Source organism: Pseudodesulfovibrio sp. JC047 (genome assembly GCF_010468615.1).
Classification (GTDB): domain Bacteria; phylum Desulfobacterota; class Desulfovibrionia; order Desulfovibrionales; family Desulfovibrionaceae; genus Pseudodesulfovibrio.
On record NZ_WUEH01000024.1, the window covers coordinates 19,054 to 38,016 of the forward strand.

The following is an 18,963-nucleotide window of genomic DNA, read 5'->3' on the forward strand; positions in this document are numbered from 1 at the left end:
ATGCAACAGACACGAACCGAGAGAATAAAGAGAAGTACAATGGCCGAATTCATTCTGGAAATCGGAACCGAGGAAATGCCAGCCCGTTTCGTCCCCAAATTGGCTGCCGAGTTGGAAGGTGTTTTTGCCGCGTCTCTTGACGAGGCCATGGTGGAGAACGGGGGCGTGAAATGTTATGCTACTCCTCGCCGAATCACCGCGCATGTCGCGTCCATCGCCCTGACTCAGCGCCAGGAAGAGGAAACCGTGACCGGACCGCCGACGCGAATCGCGTATGACGGTGACGGCAATCTGACCAAGGCGGGCATGGGGTTTGCCAAGACACAAGGCGTCTCCGAAGATGCGCTTTTCGCCATGGAGACCGGCAAGGGCGAATATCTCGCTGCCAAAAAGGTCGTTGGCGGTGGGAAGACAATCGATATTTTGCCGGAATTGTGTATCAAGGGTATTGAATCCTTGTCTTTTCCCAAAAAAATGCACTGGGGCGATTATTCGTTCACTTTTGGACGTCCTTTGCGGTGGTTGTTGGCCCTGTTGGACGATCAGATTGTTGATTTTTCCCTGGAGAATTTGACCACTGGTCGCACGACGCGTGGACATCGGGTCATGGGACCGGGACCGCACGAAGTGGCATCCACAACTGAATATTTTTCGGTCATCGAAAACGCATGCAAAGTGGTCATTGACCCGGACGTGCGGAAGAAGATGATTGTTGATGAAGGCAATCGCCTTGCTGGTGAACTTGGTGGTGAGATTGTCTGGAATGACAAATTGCTTGAAGAGGTCGCCAACCTTGTGGAGTTCCCCAAACCGCTGATCGGGGACATTGATCCCCTGTATCTCGAATTGCCGCGTGAGGTGCTGCTGACGTCCATGCAGTCCCATCAGAAGAGCTTTGGCGTACAAAGCCCTGATGGTGCGCTGATGCCGCATTTCTTGACGACATTGAATATTGAGCCGCAGGACGTAGCTTTGGTCAAAAAGGGCTGGGAGCGTGTGCTCAAGGCCCGGTTGGAAGACGCCCGTTTCTTCTGGGAAGCCGATTGTACGGTCGAATTTGAAACATGGCTCGACAAGTTGGAAAATGTCGTTTTCCTTGGACCGCTTGGTTCGGTTGGCGACAAATCCCGTCGAATTGAGCGGTTGTGTGGCAAATTGGCTGAAGTCCTTGGCGAGTCGCAATCCATCATGCCGGGTGAGATCGAAAAGTACGCCATGGCTGGTCGTCTGGCCAAAGCGGATCTTGTTTCGGAGATGGTGATTGAATTCGACAGCCTCCAGGGCAAGATGGGTGGTCTTTACGCTGAACGCGCCGGAAAGGGTGAGATCGTTTCCAAGGGGATATATGAACAATATCTCCCGGCTGGTCCTGATTCTCCGGTTCCTTCCAGTCTGGCAGGCGCTCTGGTCTCCATGGCTGACAAAGTGGATACCATGGCCGGATGTTTCGGACTGGGCAAAGTCCCGACCGGAGCAAATGATCCGTATGCGCTTCGACGGTGCGCCCTTGGTATTTCACGGATTATCATGGAACATGAACTGGATGTGGACCTTGATACGCTTTTGCGTGAGGCTCAGGCCGCATATGTTGATGTGAAATGGAAAGTCGAACCGGCTGACGCCTTGGACAAGCTTAAGGAATTCTTTGGCCAGCGTCTTCGTGCATTGTTCACCGGTCACGGTTTCAAGACCCGTGTGGTCGATGCCGCTTTGGGAGCTGGTTTCAGTGACATTCGGACTTTGAAAGCCCGTTTGAAAGCGTTGAGTGAATTCAGCAAGGATGCTGATTTCGAACAGGCCGTGTTGACATTTAAACGTGCGGCAAACATTATTCGCAAGCAGGGCGATCAGGCAGGACAGGCTTTGACTGGTCTGTATGATGCCGACCTGTTTGAGGATGCACATGAAAAAACGTTCGGGAGTCAGTTGGAAACAATTGCCCCTCGTTTCGATGATCTGTGGGAACATGGAGATTTTGGTGGATTATTTGGCCTTCTCGGAGAGTTACGTCCTGCCGTGGACGGATTTTTCGACAATGTCATGGTGATGTGCGATGATACGGACATCCGCCTGAATCGTTTGAATCTGTTGAAGGCATTGGTTGACCGTTTGAGTCGCTTGGCTGATTTTAACGCATTGCAAGTTTAGTTTCCACCAAGAAAAAACTTGACATCAGAGTGAGAGTCCATATAAAAGGCTCTCCCTTTGGGAATAATACCAAGCAAGAGCATTTTACTCGAAATAAATTGATCAGGAGAAATTACCTTGGCTAATCACAAGTCCGCCTTGAAGAGGCATCGTCAGAGCTTGAAGCGTCGCGCCCGTAACCGCATTTCCAAAACCCGTATCAAGAACACCGTCAAGACTGTTCGTATGGCTATTGAGGAAAAGGATGTTGCTAAGGCTCTGGAAGCATTGAAGGACGCTACGTCCCTTCTGGATAGAGCTGCTCGCAAGAAGGTCATCCACCAGCGTCAGGCCCAGCGTCGTATTGCTCGCCTTCAGGTGGCAATCAACAAGATCGCTGAATAGCCGTTTATTTGCTGCTATGAAAGTAGCCCGCTGTACATTTGTACAGCGGGCTTTTTGCGGTTGGAGTTTGGCGGTCAGGGGTTATCGCCTTTGGTTCGCGATGTCCTGAAGGGCCTTTGTGTCAAGGATGGTAATATCTTTTCCATTGACCTGAATGAGTGCATCCTTGGCAAATCGTTTGAAAATACGGGAAAGCGTTTCCTGGATGGTGCCGAGGTAATGGGCAATCTGGCCCTTGGGAAGATCCAGTGTGAACGTGTCCGCATCCTGTGACGATCGGAGCAGCAGTAGATAGGACGCTACTCGGGCGGGTGTTTCCTTGAGACTCAGATCGTCGATTTTATTCACCAGAATACGAAGCCGTTGCGACAACATGGCCATCATTTTCATGGCCAGATCCGGGTCTTCTCGAATAATCCGTTCAAAATCTTGCCGTGGAAAAAACAATGTTTCCAGTTTTTCCAATGCCTGACCATGCGCCGGGAATGTCCCACCTTGAAAAACCGGCACTTCTCCAACGGCTTCCCCCGGGCCGAAAATATGGAGAATTTGTTCTTTTCCCGCCGGGGATGTCCGAAAAATTTTCACTCTTCCATTGATCGGCGCGAAAAAACCGTGCGCTGGCGTATCCCCTAGAAACAGCGTTTCTCCCTTTCTGAATTTTTTGATGACGGCAATATCAGCAAGTTTGGTGTATTTTTCGTCGGGAAGCCCTTTGAAGAAGGCTATTTTTGTGACGGCTGCGAGTTTGTCCATGTAATAATTTGCTCCATTTCTCTGTGTGATACGGTAATTTGACCTAAGTCATGGTTCCCGTCAAAAAAAAAGTCCACTGTCGGGGCACGGAGAATGAAACAGTGAAAAAGTTTTTTTGGATACCCCCTTTGCTTTCGATGTCTTTCTTGGCAGCCCATTTGCTGAGACAGGGCGACTTTGGCCTGATGACCGCCTTTCTTGCCTTGGCAGGACTGATGACGACACGGCAGGCCTGGGTTCGTTGGGGCATGGTGGCCGCGCTTGTCTGGGGCGGATTTATTTGGGCTGATACCACCGTGCACCTGGTACATTTCCGACAGGCGTTTGATCTGCCATGGAGACGGTTGGCCGTGATTATGACGGGGTTGATCGTTTTCAACGGATTCGCCGTCATGGCCTTGTTGAGTCAGCGAGCTTCATCCTTTTTTTCAGTCGCTCGGGATTCATCGCTGGGGCGCACGGCCATTTTCGTGTTGACGATTATGGGGTTGGCGTTGGCGCGGGCCAAGGTGCCGTTTCCTATTTTGTTGGCGGATAGATATTTGCCAGGTTGGGGATGGGCCGAGATTTTTGCACTTGGACTGTATGCGCAATGGATTGGTGGTCGCATGATGAAGCCTCGGGGACATCGTATGGTGCGTCCTCGGATCTGGGCGTTGTTTTCCGCCGTCTTTTTCCTGCAATTGGCGTTGGGTTTGTTGGGGATGGAACAGATGCTCATGACAGGGACGTTACACCTGCCTGTTCCTGCCTTGATTTTTGGAGGACCGGTTTTTCGAGGAACCGGATTTTTCATGCTCATCCTGTTTTCCGTCACCATTTTTCTGGTTGGTCCGGCCTGGTGCAGTCATTTATGTTATATCGGAGCCTGGGATGACAGCCTGAGTCGGCTGGGGCCGCGTCCCGCTCCAAAAGAGGGTTTGCGGCGGCTGAGTCTGTGGGGCCGGGGGGCAACGTTGGTTTTGACCATCATGACCGCTGTTGTTTTGCGGTCCATGGGAATACCGGGATCATCTGCGATTGTCTTTGCCATGTTCTTTGGATTGCTCGGAGTGGGGATCATGGCCTTTGTCTCTCGGAAAATGGGGATGATGACGCACTGCACGACTTTTTGTCCCATGGGGCTGGTTGCCAATATTTTAGGGAAAATTTCACCGTGGCGGATTCGTATCGGATCGGATTGTACCCGATGTGGAGCCTGTTACACCCGGTGTCGATATAATGCGTTGGATGAAAGCAGGGTGACATTGGGGCGTCCGGCTCTTTCCTGCACCTTGTGTGGTGATTGTGTGTCGGCCTGTGCTCATAAACAGATAGGATACAGTTTCCCAGGGTTGTCCGGCGAAAATGCCAGAACGCTTTTTATTGTTCTGGTTGTCACACTCCACGCCATCTTTCTTGGCGTGGCACGAATTTGAATACATGAAAAAGAAATGAGGATATGAGTATGCTAAGTACGAGAAAAATGATTACTATTGATGAAGAGCTCTGCAACGGGTGTGGTGAATGTGTACCGTCCTGTGAAGAGGGTGCTTTAGCTATCGTTGACGGCAAGGCCAAGCTGGTCAAGGAAATATATTGTGATGGACTGGGAGCCTGCCTGGGCGATTGTCCGACCGGTGCGCTCAAGGTAGAAGTTCGAGAGGCTGAGGATTTTGATCCGGAAGCCGTGAAAGACCATTTGACGACGCAGGGCCGGGATATCCCCTCACATATGCCCTCGCCGGAGAGTTTGCGTCTGGATGGCCCTGCCGGGTCTTCAAAGCCGATGGGAGGGTGCCCTGGAGCGGCCTTGCAGACCATGACACCGTGTGAACAGGCAAATATCCCGGTGGCGGCTCCGGCCGGAGGGTCGGCTTTGTCCCATTGGCCCGTGCAATTGCGACTGGTTCCACCGACCGCGCCTTTTTTGCAAGGGGCAGACCTGCTGTTGACAGCAGACTGTGTGCCGGTGGCCATGCCAACGTACCACAGTCGGTATGTTGCCGGACGTGTGGTTGTTCTTGGATGTCCTAAGTTTGATAATCAGATGGAATATGTCGAAAAGTTGGCTGCCATTCTGACGGAAAACGAGTTGAAGTCCATCACGGTTTTGGAAATGGAGGTTCCCTGTTGTTCGTCCATGTCAACTATTTTGCGGGAAGCGGTCAAGCGGGCCGGGAAGCGTGTTGAGACGGTCCGACTGACAATTGGGAGAAACGGGACTGTTTTGGAAACGGTTCCCTTGGAATTTTAACAAGGAGTGTATCGCATGAAGAAGACAGCGTTGTTCGATGAGCATGGTTTCAAGGACTTGACGTTTTCCAACTACTTGGTACACGAGTCCGAGTTCATGAAGGTCATCAATTTCAACTTTCGGGCTGGTCAGCAGCTCCCGGTCCATTCGCATGAACTGGAAGGAGAGTTGACATTGACCATTCTTGAGGGTGAAGGTGAATTCCTTGCAGCGGATGGCGCGTCCATGCCTGCCCATACCGGCGACGTGCTGGTGTCGGAGATTGCCGAACCTCATGGGGTAAAGGCGTTGACCGATATGCGTGTGCTTGTAACCATAGCCCCACCAATTTAAGATGAAAATGAAAGAATATATAGAAAAACTCCCTATGCGAGCCGTCAAACCCAGAGGTGACGGCTCGTTTACTGTGGTCCCCCGAATGAGTCAGGGGCAGATTTCTGCTCAACAACTGGCCGACATTCAAAACGTGGTCGAGGAATACGGATTGTCCGGAATCCGTGTGACAGCAGGGCAGCGTATCATGATCGACGGGATTTCTGCTTCAATTCTTCAGGATGTCGTGGAGAAGGTTGGTCCGGTTGGAGATGTGTTTCCATATAAGGTCCATTCCTGTCTGGGGACGACCGGGTGCAAACTTGCCATGCAGGATTCCATGGGCTTGGCCGAACGGTTGGAAGAGTTTTTGAAAAATTATTCCCTGCCGACGAAGTTGAAATCCAGTGTGTCCGGGTGTTCCATGTGCTGTGCTGAGTCCATGATTCGCGATATCGGTTTGATCGGAAGAAAATCTGGTTGGATCGTGTCTTTTGGCGGCAATGGTGGCAAACGGGTGCGGCAGGGAGATGTGTTGGCCAAGGATATTCCCGAGGCCGAAGCCTTTGAGATCATCGGCAAGGCGCTTGATTTTTATGCGAAAAACGCTAAGCCCAAGGAACGGACCGCGCGTTTTGTGGAACGAGTGGGAGTCGATGCGATCAAACGTGCCGTTTTTGGCGAATAACCGTGTGTAATTGGAGTGAGACCCATGGCTAAAAAAGAGACACCAAAAGGTGCTATCCTTCAGCGTGACAAGCAGACGTATGCCATTGTGCCTCGGACGCCTGTCGGCCTGGTCACGCCGGGCGTGCTTGAAGCTTTGGCTCGAGTCGGTCGGAAGTTCGAAATTCCGATCATGAAGATAACCTCGGGTCAGCGTATTGCCCTTGTCGGGCTGGAAGAGGAACAAGTCGATCAGGTCTGGGAGGATCTGAAAATGGACATTGGTCCGGCTGTGGGGCTGTGCGTGCATTATGTACAGGCGTGTCCGGGAACCTCTGTCTGTAAGCTCGGAGTGCGAGATTCTTTGGGATTGGGCAAGGAACTTGAGGAGATGTTTGTGGGCCGAGAATTGCCTGCGAAACTCAAGGTCGGGGTGTCTGGGTGTCCCATGTGTTGCGCCGAAAGTTACGTGCGAGATGTCGGTTTGATTGGCAAGCCTAAAGGCTGGACCATGGTCGTTGGCGGCAATGCTTCGGGCCGTCCCCGCATTGCGGACGTCTTGGCTGAAGGGTTGACGCGGCAGGATGCGGTTGAATTGGTGGGCAGGTTTCTTGATTATTATCGGGACAATGCCGGAAAACGAAGTCGTTCCGCGCGGTTACTCCAAAAAGTTGGTATTGACGCAGTCAAGAAAGCCATAGTATAGTTTCAGTATACACAGTGAATACGGCTCTGAGTAATCAGGGCCGTTGTTGTTTCTAATGGGTGAATATTATTGGGTCGTCGAGTTTCTCACGATGTTGCACTGGCTGAGAAACAGGCGTAGTAAGAATGGGGTTTTCACTCGTATTCATACAGGAGTAGTCTCTTGAGGGTTATCATCATTGGGGCCGGCGAAGTCGGTTTTCATATCTCTCAGCGGTTGGCGGTGGAAAACAAGGAAGTCATTGTCGTTGACAAGAGCGATGAGGCATTACGGAAAATCGCTGAAACGTCTGATGTACAGACGATCAAGGGATCGGGCAGTAGTCCGAAGATTCTTGAAGAGGCTGGTGTTGACAAGGCCGATATCCTTTTGGCGGTTACGGATTCTGATGAAATCAATTTGTTGGCGTGTTCCTTTGCCAATCTTTTGAATCCGAATGTGACCAAATTGGCTCGTGTTCGTGGTGAAATGTATACCGATTACAAGCACTTGCTCACTGAGCGAGGGGCTGAGATCACCAAGATCATCAATCCTGACGAAGAAGTTGTGAACTCGGTTTTACGGCTCATGAGTGTGCCCGGCGCCGTGGAGATCAATGAATTCGCCAATGGGAAAATACGTTTGATCGGTGTCAATTTGCCCGAGGGGAATCCCCTGATTGGGAGCAAGTTGTTCAACCTGCGAGAGAAAATTGGTGAAGAGCTTGGCATTGTCATCGCCGCTCTGGTCAGGGGAGACGAGCTGATTATTCCCAGTGGACTCGATGTCATTCAAAAAGATGATCTGGTCTATTTTGTGTGTGATATCAGGGACCAGGATGAAATCATGCGCAAGCTCGGGATTTTTGCCGAACCTGTTCGCAAGGTCATGATTATTGGCGGCGGCAACATCGGATTTCGTCTCGCCAAGGCCTTGGATAACAAATATTATCATACCCGTTTGCTCGAAAATCGGCAAAAACGGTGCGAATATCTTTCCGAACATTTGGATCGGCCCATTGTGCTCATGGGCGATTCCACGGATCAGGAAATTCTTCGCGAGGAGAATATTCAGGACATGGACATGGTCATTGCCGTGACTGGCGATGAAGAAACCAATATTTTGTCCTGTCTGCTTGCAAAGAGCCTTGGGGCCAAAAGTACGGTCACTCGTGTGAATAATTTCGGGTATATGCCGTTGATCGAACCGATCGGAATCGATTATGTGGTCTGCCCTCGTCAGTCGGCCATTAATACGTTGCTGCATTTCATCCGCCGTGGAAAAATCATTTCTTCGGTCTCCATCAAGGGGGAGGCTGCGGAGGCCTTGGAGGCCGTGGCTCAGGAGGATTCCCCCATCGTGGGCAAGGAGGTCAAGGATCTTGGATTCCCCAGAGGGTGTCTCGTGCTTTGTTTCCAGCGGGAGGATGAGGTCGTGATTCCGCGTGGTGATACTGTTGTCATGCCCAATGATCGGCTGATTATCATTTCCACCAGACAGAATATTCCCAAAGTGGAAAAGGTGCTGACCACCAAGGTGGAGTTCTTCTAAATGCGCTGGAAATATGTGCTTCACATCATCGGTGCGTTGGTTGCCTGTGTCGGGTTGACCATGATTTTCCCGTGGGCATGGGGACTGTATTACGGCGATGGAACGGCGTACCCTATCGGGTTGGCCATGGGTATCACGCTGGTTGTCGGCGGATTGACTTTTGTCTTTTTTCGAGATCCCGTGACATTCAAGAAATCCTCGGTCATGACCCATCGTGAGGGCATGGCCATTGTCGCATTGGGCTGGTTTGCCGCTGGTGTTTTTGGTGGTTTGCCATTTTATCTCGGCGGAACTTTTGATTCCGTGGTGGACTGTGTCTTCGAGTCCCTGTCAGGCTTTAGTACAACCGGATCGTCAGTGTTGGTTGACATTGAAAGCGTGCCCCGTGGCCTGTTGTTTTGGCGGAGCCTGACACATTGGCTTGGTGGCATGGGGATCATTGTTCTTTCGCTCGCTATTTTGCCGTTTTTGGGCATCGGTGGAATGCAGCTGTACAAGGCGGAGGTCCCTGGTCCGTCTCCCGACAAACTCAAACCTCGAATCAAAGACACGGCCATGACCTTGTGGAAGGTCTATGTGTTGTTCAGTGCTATTGAGACGGTTTTGCTCTTGTTTGGCGGCATGGATTTGTTTGACGCGTTGTGTCACACCTTTGGCACCATGGCGACAGGAGGATTTTCAACCAAGAATACTTCTGTTGCTGCGTTTGACAGTGCATATATCGATTATGTCATTACCGTGTTCATGCTTATTGCCGGTGTGAATTTCTCCCTGCATTATCTGTTGCTCAAAGGGCGATTCAAGGTCTTTGTGAAGGACCCAGAATTCCGTGTCTTTGCGTTCATGTTTCTTGCTTTTGTGGTGATTGTTACGGTCTTTGTGTATACGCAAGGCAACTATACAACGGTCGCGGATTCAATACGATATACGTCGTTTCAAGTCGCTTCCATCCTGACCACTACCGGGTTTGCCACGGCGGATTATGAATTGTGGCCCGGCGTGACACAGGCCATTCTCCTTTTTTGCATGTTTGTGGGAGGCTGTGCCGGGTCCACTGGGGGCGGGATGAAGGTCATGCGGATCATGCTGTTGTTCAAGCAGTCCTACCAGGAATTGTTCAGACTCATTCACCCCCGTTCGGTCAGTCATGTGAAGATGGGGCGGACCGTGGTCAAGGATGACGTTATCAGCGGTGTCTGGGGATTCTTCATTCTGTGGCTTGGCCTGTTGGTGCTTGCCGCGTTTGTCGTTGCGTCCACCGGTGTGGATGTGGTCACATCCTTTGCCGCTGCTCTTGCCTGTATCGGTAATATTGGTCCTGGTATCGGGGGCGTCGGCCCGACCGACAATTTTGCATGGCTTCCGGATATCGCTAAATGGGTGCTGACCTTTTGCATGGTCCTCGGACGGCTTGAAATCTATACGGTTATCATTCTCTTTGTCCCGGAATTCTGGCGCAAGTAATCAAATATATCGAGTATAAAAAAACGAGGCCGATAGGAATAGACTGTCGGTCTCGTTGCTTTTTCTAGGCAGTTTAATGCCGTTGAATTGGCCTTGTTTCCCTGTGTTTTGAATCGGAAAGAGACATGGAATCATTTGGCAGCAAAAAAGGGAAACCGTATGCAAACGATTTCCCTTTTTAAGTGTCTTTGGGTGGTTGTATCTAGTCGATACGGTAGTGACAGCCCTTTGTTTCGGTATTGCGAAGGGCAGCCAGCGTCACGATGTAGGCAGTTTGCGAACCGTGGAACAGGTCGATGATGTTTTTGCTGATTTCTGTCTGACGATAGAAGTCCTGCAAATTTTTGGTCAATTTGCGCATGTCGGAAAAGGCCCGGTTCAATCGATTGCTTGTCCGGGCAATACCCACATAATTCCACATGGTATTTCGAATATTTGACCAGTCCTGCGCAATCAGTGCGGGGTCCTCGTCGTGCTCGTGCCCGATGCTGACCCAGTCCGGGATCGAGTCGTTGAGCTTGCGGCTCAGTGCGGCGGAACGGGTCATGCGGGAGGCCATGTCGTGGCCGACACTGTATCCCCAGAGCATTCCTTCAAGAAGTGAGGTGCTGGCCAGACGGTTGGCACCATGAACGCCAGTACAACTACATTCGCCGGCGGCGTAAAGTTTTTCCAGAGTGGAACGACCTCTGTTGTCCACCAGAATGCCGCCACAGAAATAGTGTGCGGCCGGGACCACGGGGACCAGATCCGTGCCCATATCGACACCCATTTTTTGACAAGTGTCCGAAATGGTCGGGAAACGTTTTTTGACATCCGATTTGATGCCGGAGGTGTCAAGGTAGACACAATCAGCATCGGAATGCAGCATTTCATCCATGATAGCCCGGGTTACGATGTCGCGAGGGGCGAGGTCTGCGCGTGTGTCGTATCGTGGCATGAACTGCTCGCCTTGTGCGTTGACAAGGACAGCTCCTTCACCTCGGACCGCCTCAGAAACCAGGAAACGCCGTTCTCCACGTTTATTCCCTCCATAGAGGGCTGTGGGGTGGAACTGCACGTATTCGCAGTTCATGAGCCGTGCACCGGCCCTGTGGGCCATGGCCAGCCCTGAGCCGATAGATCCGGTGGTATTCGTGGTATGTAAGAATACTTGTCCGATACCGCCGGTCGCCAACAAGGTGAATTTGGACAGAATGGTTTCCACTTTGCCTAAATTCTCGTTGAAGACATAGGCGCCGATGCACTGGTTTGACAAATTGTATTTGAAATCCAAGTGCTTGGCATGGTGCTGTGTCGTCAGCAGATCAATGGCGGTGCGGCGTGTCAGGACACGAATGTTTTCATGGGCTTCAACCGCTTCGCTGAGAACTTCCATGATGTTTCGGCCAGTATGGTCGTCACAGTACAGAATTCTTGGCAAACCGTGGCCACCTTCGCGAGTCAGGTACCAGTCGTTGGGCTTCCGTTGGTTGAAAGGGATTTTGTACTTTTCGAGAAAGGTTTCCTGAAGGACTTCAGGGCCTTTGCGAGCAAGATATCGCACGGCGCGGGTAAAGTTGTGCTTCCACCCGGCTGTGAGGATATCCTTTTCCAAAAACTTTGGATCGTCGTTTTCGTTGCGGTAGACGATGCCGCCCTGTGCCAGGGAAGTGTTCCCGCTTTTGAGATCTTCTCCGGCTGTGATGAGGATGACGTCTCCCCCCTGATCGGCCAGGGTGAGGGCTGCCATGGATCCGGCAATACCAGATCCGATAATGAGAGCGTCGCTTTGCAATCGGAAATTGTTCATGACGAGGGCCTTAGCACGTCTGCCGGTCTAGGAGCAAACTTCGAGCATACGCTCAAGAGCCAGTTTGGCTGGTTCCTTGACGGCGTCGCTGACAGTAACAGGCGTGGCGGTTTCAAGGTTAACAAGCGTATGGGCCAGCTTGGGCACAGTAATCTTGGCCATGTCGTCACATTGGCTTGCAATGAGTGGCTTGATGGTCTTTTCGCCTTTGTACTGGTCGGCCAATCGGTTGACGAGGTTTTCCTCGGTCCCGATATAAATTGTCGCTCCTTTGGGAGCGGTTTCAGCGTATTTAATGAGATAGGTCGTTGAGCCATTGCCGTCGGCTGCCTCAACAAGGGCTGGGGCACATTCAGGATGCACCACGATGTGGGCATTCGGTTCGGCAGCTCGAATGGTTTTTATGGTATCAAGTGAAAATTCTTCATGGATCGGACAGTATCCTGGCCAGATAATGAATTGTTTGTCTTCAGTCATGGCCGGAGTGACATGGAGGTTCGGGTCGCCGTCAATGACATCGGTCGGCAGGAGCAGACGTTGGTCTTCCGGGATGCCCAGCGCGTTGGCACTATTATTGGCGAGATGTTTGTCTGGCAGGAACAGCACGCCGTCGCCCTGTTTCATGGCCCAGGCAAGCATGGTTTGCGCATTGGCCGAAGTACACACGGACCCACCGTATTCTCCCACGACCGCTTTGACCGCGGCAGAGGAATTGACATAGGTCAACGGTGTGATCTTCCGTCCGTTTTTTTGCAGAATTTCAAGGACCAGTCTGACCCGATTTGCTTCAGCCATGTCTGCCATGGGGCAGGTCGCGGAGAGGTCGGGAATGTGAATCTTCTGGTCGGGGCGGCACAAGACGGCTGCGGATTCCGCCATGAAAAAGACACCGCAAAAAACAATATGCTTTGCTTTGAGGCTTTGAATCTTTCTGGCTAATTCGAGAGAATCGCCACGAACGTCGGTCAAGGCAATGACGTCATCTGATTGATAATGATGACCGAGAATGGACAGTGATTCGCCCATGGTCTCCCGTATCGTATTGATGGTGTCCTTGGGGTTTTCCACAATGTTCCTCTTTAGTTTAAAGGGATGAATTGCATACTAAAATCAGATGATGGTGCCGAGTGGGTCAGTTTGCCGACAGAGATGAAATCCGGTCCGAGTTCGGCGACTTCTCGAATATTTTCTAGAGAAATATTGCCGCTGATTTCGGTCTCAATGGATTTCGGAATAATTTCCAAAGCCGTTTTTGCGGTTTCTTTATCCATGTTGTCGAGCATGATTCGTTTAATGTCGCACTGGCTGGCTTCTTCCACTTCTTCAAGAGTCCGACATTCCACTTCAATGGGGGGGCAGGGAGTGTGCGCATTATGCAACTGCGTGACGGCTTCTGCAATGGACCCGGCGCGGTCAATATGGTTGTCTTTCAACATGAGCATATCGGCCAGGGTGAGGCGGTGGTTTTTGCCGCCGCCAGCAAGAACGGCGTATTTTTCGGGGAAGCGCAGCCCCGGAAGTGTTTTTCGTGTATCAAGAAGTTGTGTTTTCGTTCCCTTGAGTGCTTCGACATACTGTGCGGTCAGGTTGGCAACGCCTGACAGGTGACACAGGAAATTCATGATGACCCGTTCCGCCTTGAGCAGATGCAGGGCTGGGCCTTGAAGGGCGGCAACCATGGTCCCTTCGGAAACTCTGTCGCCATCATCAACATTGAGATGGGCCTGACAGGTGTCACCGCCGAATTCGAGGACCATGGGAATGATCGGAAGTCCGGCAACAATCGTATCCTGTTTAGCAACGATCAGGGCCTGTGCCGTGTCGTTTTCCGTGAAAAGTCCCATGCTGGTCAGGTCCGAGGCATCCTCGGCTAGAGCGATGCGGATCGTTGCCAGCAGGAACATTTTGGCTTCAGCTTGAAAAAAATTGTCGAAAATATTGGTCGGCATGATGTGTAATCCAATGTAATAGTGTAGATCAACGCAATTAAGGCACAGACGGTGTTTCGTCAAGGGGAGCGAAAGTTGATGAAAAATTTCACAATTCTTGAAGGGTGAAGTCTGGTGTATTTCTTTGACCTTGGAGGTGAATTGAGCTAGTTCAATTCTCCATGAGTGTAGAGAAGAAAAGGGTACGAGTGCAGGAAGAGAATTCCGATGCTTTGACGGCTGCCGAGATAGAGGCTCAGCATCCAGCGGATGCGGCTGATACTATTGAAGGGCTGGACATGACGGATCAGGTGAAGTTTATCAAACAACTTCCTGTGAAGGATGCCGCTGATTCTATTGCAGAGATGGATTCTCCGGATCAGCAGGCACTCATTGTCAATCTGAACAAGGGGTTGGCCGCTCGAATTCTGGAGCAGATGGCTCCTGATGACGCCACGGATCTGCTTGAGGGGCTTGAAGAGGAGCAGCGGAGAGCCTTGTTGAGCATGGTGACGGCAGAGGATAGGGCGGAACTCAAAACCCTCCTCACATTTGATCCGGATACTGCCGGTGGTGTCATGAACACCGAGGCAGTCATTTTGGATCAGGACTTGAACGCGGACGATGCTGTTGCCAAGATTCGCGAAGAAGTCGAAGACAAGGAAATTCCTTATTACGCCTATTTGACGGATAAAAAAGACCGTTTGGTAGGCGTTGTTTCGTTGCGGGACCTTCTACTCGCCAAACGCGGTGTGATTCTCAAGGAATTGGTCAAGACGCAGAGCCTGATTACGGTCGGGTACAATATTGACAAGGAAGAGGTCGCGCATCTCATTGCTCACTATAATCTTTTGGCTTTGCCGGTTGTTGATTTTGGCAATCGGTTACTCGGTGTGGTCACGGTCGATGACGTCATTGACATTATCCACGAAGAAGCCAGTGAAGACATGCAGACCATGGTTGGTGCCGGCGCAGATGAAACCACGGAATCTCCGGTGGTTTTTTCAGTCAAGAAACGATTCCCTTGGCTTGTCATCAATGTCGTGAACTCGGCCCTTGCTGCGTATGTCATTCATCTTTTCGATGCGACCATCGGTGCCATGGCTATTCTTGCGGCACTGATGCACGTTGTCTCCAATCAGGCGGGAAATACCGGCCAGCAGGCTTTGGCTGTCATGATTCGGCAGTTGGCCATGGAAAAATTTGACCGTAAAAAAGCATGGTTCGCCGTTTTTCGAGAACTCAAGATTGGCGTGGTCAATAGCGTCCTGATTTCTCTCTTGGTCTTTGTGTTTATTGTCCTTTTTACAGGGGATTATATGCTTGGGGCCTGTATGGGGGCTGCGCTTATTATTGATATGCTGGTGGGAGCCTTGTCTGGTGCGTCTATTCCGTTGATTCTCAAAGAGATCGGACGTGATCCTGCTCAGGCATCATCCATTTTTCTGACAACGATTACCGATGCCATTGGTTTCTGGTGCTTTCTCGGACTGGCCGGTGTCATGCTGTTGTAAGAAATAATTCAAAATATTTATAAAAAAAGCCCGCATTCTTTGAGGAATGCGGGCTTTTTGATTGCGGTCATTCAGTCCAGTCCGAGCGAGGCGAGAAGGTCGTCCACCTCTTCCTGATTGGTGTCCTTGGTTGGACCAAGCAGTTTGGACGTCGCCTGGTTCTTGGCGGTTTCAGAGAGGGACTCGATATCCGAATTCGGTTCTTTTTCCCGTTGCTGAATCATCAGCCCGGTTGAGAGCATGACTTCTCTGACAATTTGTTCGATTTGTCGGATTGAATTGATGATTTTCTTGATTCGTTGGCCGGTCAAATCCTGAAAACTTAGCGACACCATGATATTTGATAAATCCGTGCCCAGTGTTTGATTGATTGTTTGCAGTTTTTTACGGTTGGTTTTTGTCACACCACCGGACTCGAATCCTTTGACAATCGTTGCTACAGAACCTTGAAGTTCTTGGAGCTTCTCGACGATATCAATAATTTCGACAGCGGCTTTTTCTGTGGATTGCATGACGGCATCCAGTTGGTCGGATGCCTCTGAAAAAAACTCTTCTGGATCAATGTCTGCCGTGATGCATTTGATTTCATCGCCGCCACGGGCAATTTTAACTTCCTGGTAAATTTGTTTGAGGCCTTCCTGAAGGTCCTTGTTGACCCGGCGGTAGAATTCGCCTTCTAGAAGGGCTTTGGAAAAGCTGGTTGCGATTTCCCGTTCAACGGAAGCCCTGATGGTTTCTTTCAGATCATCGACAAGCTGGTCGGTCATCTGCTCCATCAGGTCTTTGACCAATGCATCATTATTGGACATGTTCAACTCCTGAAGAGAGGCTACATTTTGGAATTTCTGATGAGTTCGCGCTGCTGTTTGAAGACGAATTGAACGATGGTTTCCATATCCGAACCCCGCATATCAACGAATTCGAATCGATAGAGTTCCGTGTCTGGTTCCTTTTTGAGTATACGACCTTTAGAACTTGCGAGTTGGACTGGCAGCTGGTTGAGAACCATGACCATTTCCAAGGGGGCATTGGGTTCGAATTGATGGCTGGAACGGAACTTGACTCCCGCTCCAGATATTTCCATGATTTCGATATCAACAGGAAAGTCGGAACGCACGGTTTCCTTGCTTAACATGCCGATAATCTGATCGAGTTTCCTGTCTACCTCCGAAAGGAAGCGCGTCAATTCTTCAGGGAGCTGGCTGCCTTTGAACAAGGCTGTACCAGATGACTCCTGAAATCCGGAATCGCCGGAAAAACGTTGAGGGGAATCAATGGACCGCATGGGACGAATGTGTCCCTTCAATCGAACCGGTATGCGCGAAAAAGTGCGTTTTTCTTCATCCATGCTAGCCTCCTGGAGCTGTTATTGTCTGGAGTTCTCGTCCAGATCGAGGGTCATGGCCTTGACGGGGCAGACTCGTGTACACATACCGCAGGCAGAACATTTCTCGACGTCAAAGATGATGGTCCTGTTGGCTTTGTCCAAAATCAGGGCATCAGTTGGACACATGGCGGTACAGACGCCACAGTGGATGCAGGATTCCTCGTCGCGAAAAATTTTGTGAGCAACCGGCGTGATGCGAACGCCGTTTTCCTTGAGGTATCCAATGCCCTTGTGGAAATCTTCTTCCATCCCTGAAACTTCCAATGTCATTGTCCCTTCATGGCGAGGGCTGATGTCTGCCTTGAGAATATTGAAACTCAGATCAAAATTGCGCAGCAGATTGCAGACCACCGGGCGACCGGAAACAGTCGGTGGAAAGGACAGGTAGACAATTTTTCGGAATCCTTTGATGATTTCTTTCATAGATTTATCCTGCATGGTGTGAATATGGCACATCTCAATTGATGGCAGCAATTATTTCATTTTTCCCAAGGAACGTTTTGCCTGTGTCGCTTCAACGGATTTCGGATATTTTTTGACAATTTCTTCATACCGCATCTTTGCAAGTTCCGGTTTACCGAGATAATTCCACGAGTAGCCTGCTTTGAGCAAAGCGGATTTGTATTTCGAGCTTTTTTTGTATTTTTCAATGACGTCTTCAAAAAGGATCACAGCCCGGGCATAGTCTTTCAGTTTGAAATAGCATTGGCCCTGCCAATAAACCGCACTTGGAGTGTATGCGTGTTTTTTGAATGTATCGGTAAATTCAGCCCAGTAGGAACGGGCTTTTTCGAATTTGTTGTCTTTGTACAGGGCATACGCTTTGTCATACAAAGCCTTTGCCGGATCAGTATTGGACGGTTTCTGTGCGCTGGCCTGCTGTTTTGATGGCGTTTCGGGAGAAACAGTCGTGCCGCCTTCCGCAGGAGGTGTACCGTCATTCGGAGTGACTGTTGAAGCGGCGAGTGTCGCAGCGCGCTCCTCACGGATTTTAGGCAGATTGACCTGCAATTGATTTTCCAGTGCGAATTCGATTTCAGCCAACCGTTCGGCCAATCCGTCCATGGTGGTGGGGGAATCCGCAGTACCGACCTGTCGATTCATGCGGATGGTGACTTCGTCCATTTCACCACGAAGTTTGGCAAAATCGGCTCGCAGGGATTGAATTTCGGCCCACATGTCCGCGGACCGTTCCCGAATGGGAGAGTTGGATTTTTCGATTTCATTCTTGAGCAGTTGACGCGATTCTTCAAGCTCGCTTTCCAACTGTCTCATTCTGTTCAAGTCCTGCTGTCGGTCGCCCTGCAACGCCTCTACATCGGTTTTACTGGCACACCCGATGAGTGAAAACATGGAGAGGACCAAGAGGAGCACAGTGAAATTCTTTGCGATTTTTATCATTGGATCAAACTCCCTCTTTTTTTCCCAAGGAAAAGATACGCCAGAGCTCCCAAAATGGGAATAAAAATACAGATTTGCATCCAGAGGGCTTTTTCATTGGAGGAGCCGAAATTGTGTTTCCAGACGTCCAGAATGGCCCAGATGCTGAAGGAAAAGCAGATAAAAACAGAAAGAGAGACAATGATCCATTGTGTCATTGTCAGTGCTGAAAAGTCCGCAAGCATGGAGGGTCTCCTTTGAAGGCTGGGATTAATCCTGTTGTGCGTGTCGTTCAAGGAATATTGACACGATGATGCAGCCGGCACCGACAGTCAAGGCACTGTCTGCGATATTGAAGGCGGGCCAATGTGCGGTACCGATATAAAAATCAAGAAAATCAATGACGGATCCGAGCCAGAGTCGATCAATGGCGTTGCCAATGGCTCCGCCGGCAATCATACCAAGACCGGATATCATCCAGGTGTCTGTTCTTTTGGTGGATTTGAGCATGAAACCGATGGCAAAAACGGCAACGACCGATATTGCGATGAACATCGGTCGTTGCCAATCTATGGTTTCGTCGTCCAAAAAACCCCAGGCCGCGCCCTTGTTCAGCACGTGAACAAGGTTGAAAAAACCCGGTATAACCTTGAAGCCGGTCCACGGTTCAATGGTGTTGAGCACCCACAATTTGGTGATCTGGTCAAGCACGACTGTCGTCGTGGCCCATATGGCCGCCAAGGTATACCTGTTCATAGTC

At 50.5% G+C, this 18,963-nt stretch carries 20 protein-coding genes; 10 read left to right on the forward strand and 10 right to left on the reverse strand.

What is annotated here, in order from left to right; genetic code table 11:
• Positions 1-39: 39 nt before the first annotated feature.
• Entirely contained in the window at positions 40-2,148 is a 2,109-nt protein-coding gene (glyS, locus tag GO013_RS14020) for a glycine--tRNA ligase subunit beta (protein ID WP_163812174.1), read from the forward strand.
• A 117-nt stretch (positions 2,149-2,265) separates the two neighbouring features.
• Positions 2,266-2,532 (forward strand): 30S ribosomal protein S20, encoded by a 267-nt coding sequence (gene rpsT / locus GO013_RS14025; protein WP_163812176.1) that lies wholly within the window; start codon positions 2,266-2,268, stop codon positions 2,530-2,532.
• An 81-nt stretch (positions 2,533-2,613) separates the two neighbouring features.
• Here the strand turns inward: rpsT and GO013_RS14030 are convergent, their stop codons facing one another.
• A complete protein-coding gene (locus GO013_RS14030; RefSeq protein ID WP_163812177.1) occupies positions 2,614-3,288 on the reverse strand; it encodes a Crp/Fnr family transcriptional regulator in 675 nt (224 codons plus the stop codon).
• Positions 3,289-3,425: 137 nt separating this feature from the next.
• On the opposite strand from GO013_RS14030, the gene GO013_RS14035 reads away from it, so the two are divergent.
• The 7 genes from GO013_RS14035 (at position 3,426) to GO013_RS14065 (ending at position 10,202) form a co-directional block, all read left to right on the forward strand.
• Complete coding sequence (locus tag GO013_RS14035) at positions 3,426-4,706, forward strand: 4Fe-4S binding protein (RefSeq protein ID WP_239057887.1); 1,281 nt, start codon at positions 3,426-3,428, stop codon at positions 4,704-4,706.
• Between the two features lie 29 nt (positions 4,707-4,735).
• Positions 4,736-5,524 carry a 4Fe-4S binding protein gene (locus GO013_RS14040; protein ID WP_163812181.1) on the forward strand — a complete coding sequence of 263 codons (789 nt, stop codon included), beginning with the start codon at positions 4,736-4,738 and terminating at the stop codon, positions 5,522-5,524.
• Between the two features lie 15 nt (positions 5,525-5,539).
• Complete coding sequence (locus tag GO013_RS14045) at positions 5,540-5,857, forward strand: cupin domain-containing protein (RefSeq protein ID WP_163812183.1); 318 nt, start codon at positions 5,540-5,542, stop codon at positions 5,855-5,857.
• A gap of 7 nt (positions 5,858-5,864) precedes the next feature.
• Entirely contained in the window at positions 5,865-6,524 is a 660-nt protein-coding gene (locus GO013_RS14050) for a nitrite reductase (protein WP_239057884.1), read from the forward strand.
• 24 nt (positions 6,525-6,548) lie between these two features.
• Positions 6,549-7,208 carry an NAD(P)/FAD-dependent oxidoreductase gene (locus tag GO013_RS14055; RefSeq protein ID WP_163812187.1) on the forward strand — a complete coding sequence of 220 codons (660 nt, stop codon included), beginning with the start codon at positions 6,549-6,551 and terminating at the stop codon, positions 7,206-7,208.
• 162 nt (positions 7,209-7,370) lie between these two features.
• Positions 7,371-8,738 (forward strand): Trk system potassium transporter TrkA, encoded by a 1,368-nt coding sequence (gene trkA / locus GO013_RS14060; RefSeq protein ID WP_163812189.1) that lies wholly within the window; start codon positions 7,371-7,373, stop codon positions 8,736-8,738.
• The gene (locus tag GO013_RS14065; RefSeq protein WP_163812191.1) at positions 8,739-10,202 is read left to right on the forward strand and encodes a TrkH family potassium uptake protein; all 1,464 of its coding nucleotides are present in this window, start codon (positions 8,739-8,741) and stop codon (positions 10,200-10,202) included.
• A gap of 202 nt (positions 10,203-10,404) precedes the next feature.
• On the opposite strand, the gene nadB is transcribed toward GO013_RS14065, so the two are convergent.
• The 3 genes from nadB to nadC are packed head-to-tail and all read right to left on the reverse strand — an operon-like array spanning position 10,405 to position 13,943.
• The gene (nadB, locus tag GO013_RS14070; protein ID WP_163812193.1) at positions 10,405-11,994 is read right to left on the reverse strand and encodes an L-aspartate oxidase; all 1,590 of its coding nucleotides are present in this window, start codon (positions 11,992-11,994) and stop codon (positions 10,405-10,407) included.
• A 27-nt stretch (positions 11,995-12,021) separates the two neighbouring features.
• Positions 12,022-13,062, reverse strand: a complete 1,041-nt coding sequence (gene nadA, locus GO013_RS14075) for a quinolinate synthase NadA (RefSeq protein ID WP_163812195.1) — start codon at positions 13,060-13,062, stop codon at positions 12,022-12,024.
• Between the two features lie 11 nt (positions 13,063-13,073).
• On the reverse strand, positions 13,074-13,943 hold the full coding sequence (gene nadC / locus GO013_RS14080; protein ID WP_163812196.1) for a carboxylating nicotinate-nucleotide diphosphorylase: 870 nt from the start codon (positions 13,941-13,943) through the stop codon (positions 13,074-13,076).
• Between the two features lie 161 nt (positions 13,944-14,104).
• On the opposite strand from nadC, the gene mgtE reads away from it, so the two are divergent.
• The gene (gene mgtE / locus GO013_RS14085; RefSeq protein ID WP_163812198.1) at positions 14,105-15,436 is read left to right on the forward strand and encodes a magnesium transporter; all 1,332 of its coding nucleotides are present in this window, start codon (positions 14,105-14,107) and stop codon (positions 15,434-15,436) included.
• A gap of 71 nt (positions 15,437-15,507) precedes the next feature.
• Here mgtE and GO013_RS14090 read toward each other — a convergent pair whose 3' ends face one another.
• From GO013_RS14090 to lspA, 6 genes are read right to left on the reverse strand one after another with little or no spacing between them, the layout of a single operon-like run.
• Positions 15,508-16,245, reverse strand: a complete 738-nt coding sequence (locus GO013_RS14090; RefSeq protein WP_163812200.1) for a protein phosphatase CheZ — start codon at positions 16,243-16,245, stop codon at positions 15,508-15,510.
• A 20-nt stretch (positions 16,246-16,265) separates the two neighbouring features.
• Positions 16,266-16,784 (reverse strand): PilZ domain-containing protein, encoded by a 519-nt coding sequence (locus GO013_RS14095; protein ID WP_163812202.1) that lies wholly within the window; start codon positions 16,782-16,784, stop codon positions 16,266-16,268.
• 18 nt (positions 16,785-16,802) lie between these two features.
• Entirely contained in the window at positions 16,803-17,246 is a 444-nt protein-coding gene (locus GO013_RS14100) for an NIL domain-containing protein (protein WP_163812204.1), read from the reverse strand.
• Between the two features lie 51 nt (positions 17,247-17,297).
• Entirely contained in the window at positions 17,298-18,224 is a 927-nt protein-coding gene (locus GO013_RS14105) for a tetratricopeptide repeat protein (protein WP_163812206.1), read from the reverse strand.
• The gene (locus tag GO013_RS14110; protein ID WP_163812207.1) at positions 18,221-18,448 is read right to left on the reverse strand and encodes a PLD nuclease N-terminal domain-containing protein; all 228 of its coding nucleotides are present in this window, start codon (positions 18,446-18,448) and stop codon (positions 18,221-18,223) included. The genes GO013_RS14105 and GO013_RS14110 overlap by 4 nt, the downstream gene beginning before the upstream one ends.
• A 25-nt stretch (positions 18,449-18,473) precedes the next feature.
• Positions 18,474-18,959: a signal peptidase II gene (gene lspA, locus GO013_RS14115; RefSeq protein WP_163812209.1), complete on the reverse strand. Its 486-nt coding sequence runs from the start codon at positions 18,957-18,959 to the stop codon at positions 18,474-18,476.
• Between the last annotated feature and the right edge of the window lie 4 nt (positions 18,960-18,963).

Bases quoted from the DNA above. Each gene is read 5' to 3' on its own strand.
- glyS (WP_163812174.1), top strand. From the start codon at position 40: ATGGCCGAATTCATTCTGGAAATCGGAACCGAGGAAATGCCAGCCCGT.
- GO013_RS14030 (WP_163812177.1), bottom strand. From the start codon at position 3,288: ATGGACAAACTCGCAGCCGTCACAAAAATAGCCTTCTTCAAAGGGCTT.
- GO013_RS14035 (WP_239057887.1), top strand. From the start codon at position 3,426: ATGTCTTTCTTGGCAGCCCATTTGCTGAGACAGGGCGACTTTGGCCTG.
- GO013_RS14040 (WP_163812181.1), top strand. From the start codon at position 4,736: ATGCTAAGTACGAGAAAAATGATTACTATTGATGAAGAGCTCTGCAAC.
- GO013_RS14045 (WP_163812183.1), top strand. From the start codon at position 5,540: ATGAAGAAGACAGCGTTGTTCGATGAGCATGGTTTCAAGGACTTGACG.
- GO013_RS14050 (WP_239057884.1), top strand. From the start codon at position 5,865: ATGAAAGAATATATAGAAAAACTCCCTATGCGAGCCGTCAAACCCAGA.
- GO013_RS14055 (WP_163812187.1), top strand. From the start codon at position 6,549: ATGGCTAAAAAAGAGACACCAAAAGGTGCTATCCTTCAGCGTGACAAG.
- GO013_RS14065 (WP_163812191.1), top strand. From the start codon at position 8,739: ATGCGCTGGAAATATGTGCTTCACATCATCGGTGCGTTGGTTGCCTGT.
- nadB (WP_163812193.1), bottom strand. From the start codon at position 11,994: ATGAACAATTTCCGATTGCAAAGCGACGCTCTCATTATCGGATCTGGT.
- nadC (WP_163812196.1), bottom strand. From the start codon at position 13,943: ATGCCGACCAATATTTTCGACAATTTTTTTCAAGCTGAAGCCAAAATG.
- mgtE (WP_163812198.1), top strand. From the start codon at position 14,105: ATGAGTGTAGAGAAGAAAAGGGTACGAGTGCAGGAAGAGAATTCCGAT.
- GO013_RS14090 (WP_163812200.1), bottom strand. From the start codon at position 16,245: ATGTCCAATAATGATGCATTGGTCAAAGACCTGATGGAGCAGATGACC.
- GO013_RS14095 (WP_163812202.1), bottom strand. From the start codon at position 16,784: ATGGATGAAGAAAAACGCACTTTTTCGCGCATACCGGTTCGATTGAAG.
- GO013_RS14100 (WP_163812204.1), bottom strand. From the start codon at position 17,246: ATGAAAGAAATCATCAAAGGATTCCGAAAAATTGTCTACCTGTCCTTT.
- GO013_RS14105 (WP_163812206.1), bottom strand. From the start codon at position 18,224: ATGATAAAAATCGCAAAGAATTTCACTGTGCTCCTCTTGGTCCTCTCC.
- GO013_RS14110 (WP_163812207.1), bottom strand. From the start codon at position 18,448: ATGCTTGCGGACTTTTCAGCACTGACAATGACACAATGGATCATTGTC.
- lspA (WP_163812209.1), bottom strand. From the start codon at position 18,959: ATGAACAGGTATACCTTGGCGGCCATATGGGCCACGACGACAGTCGTG.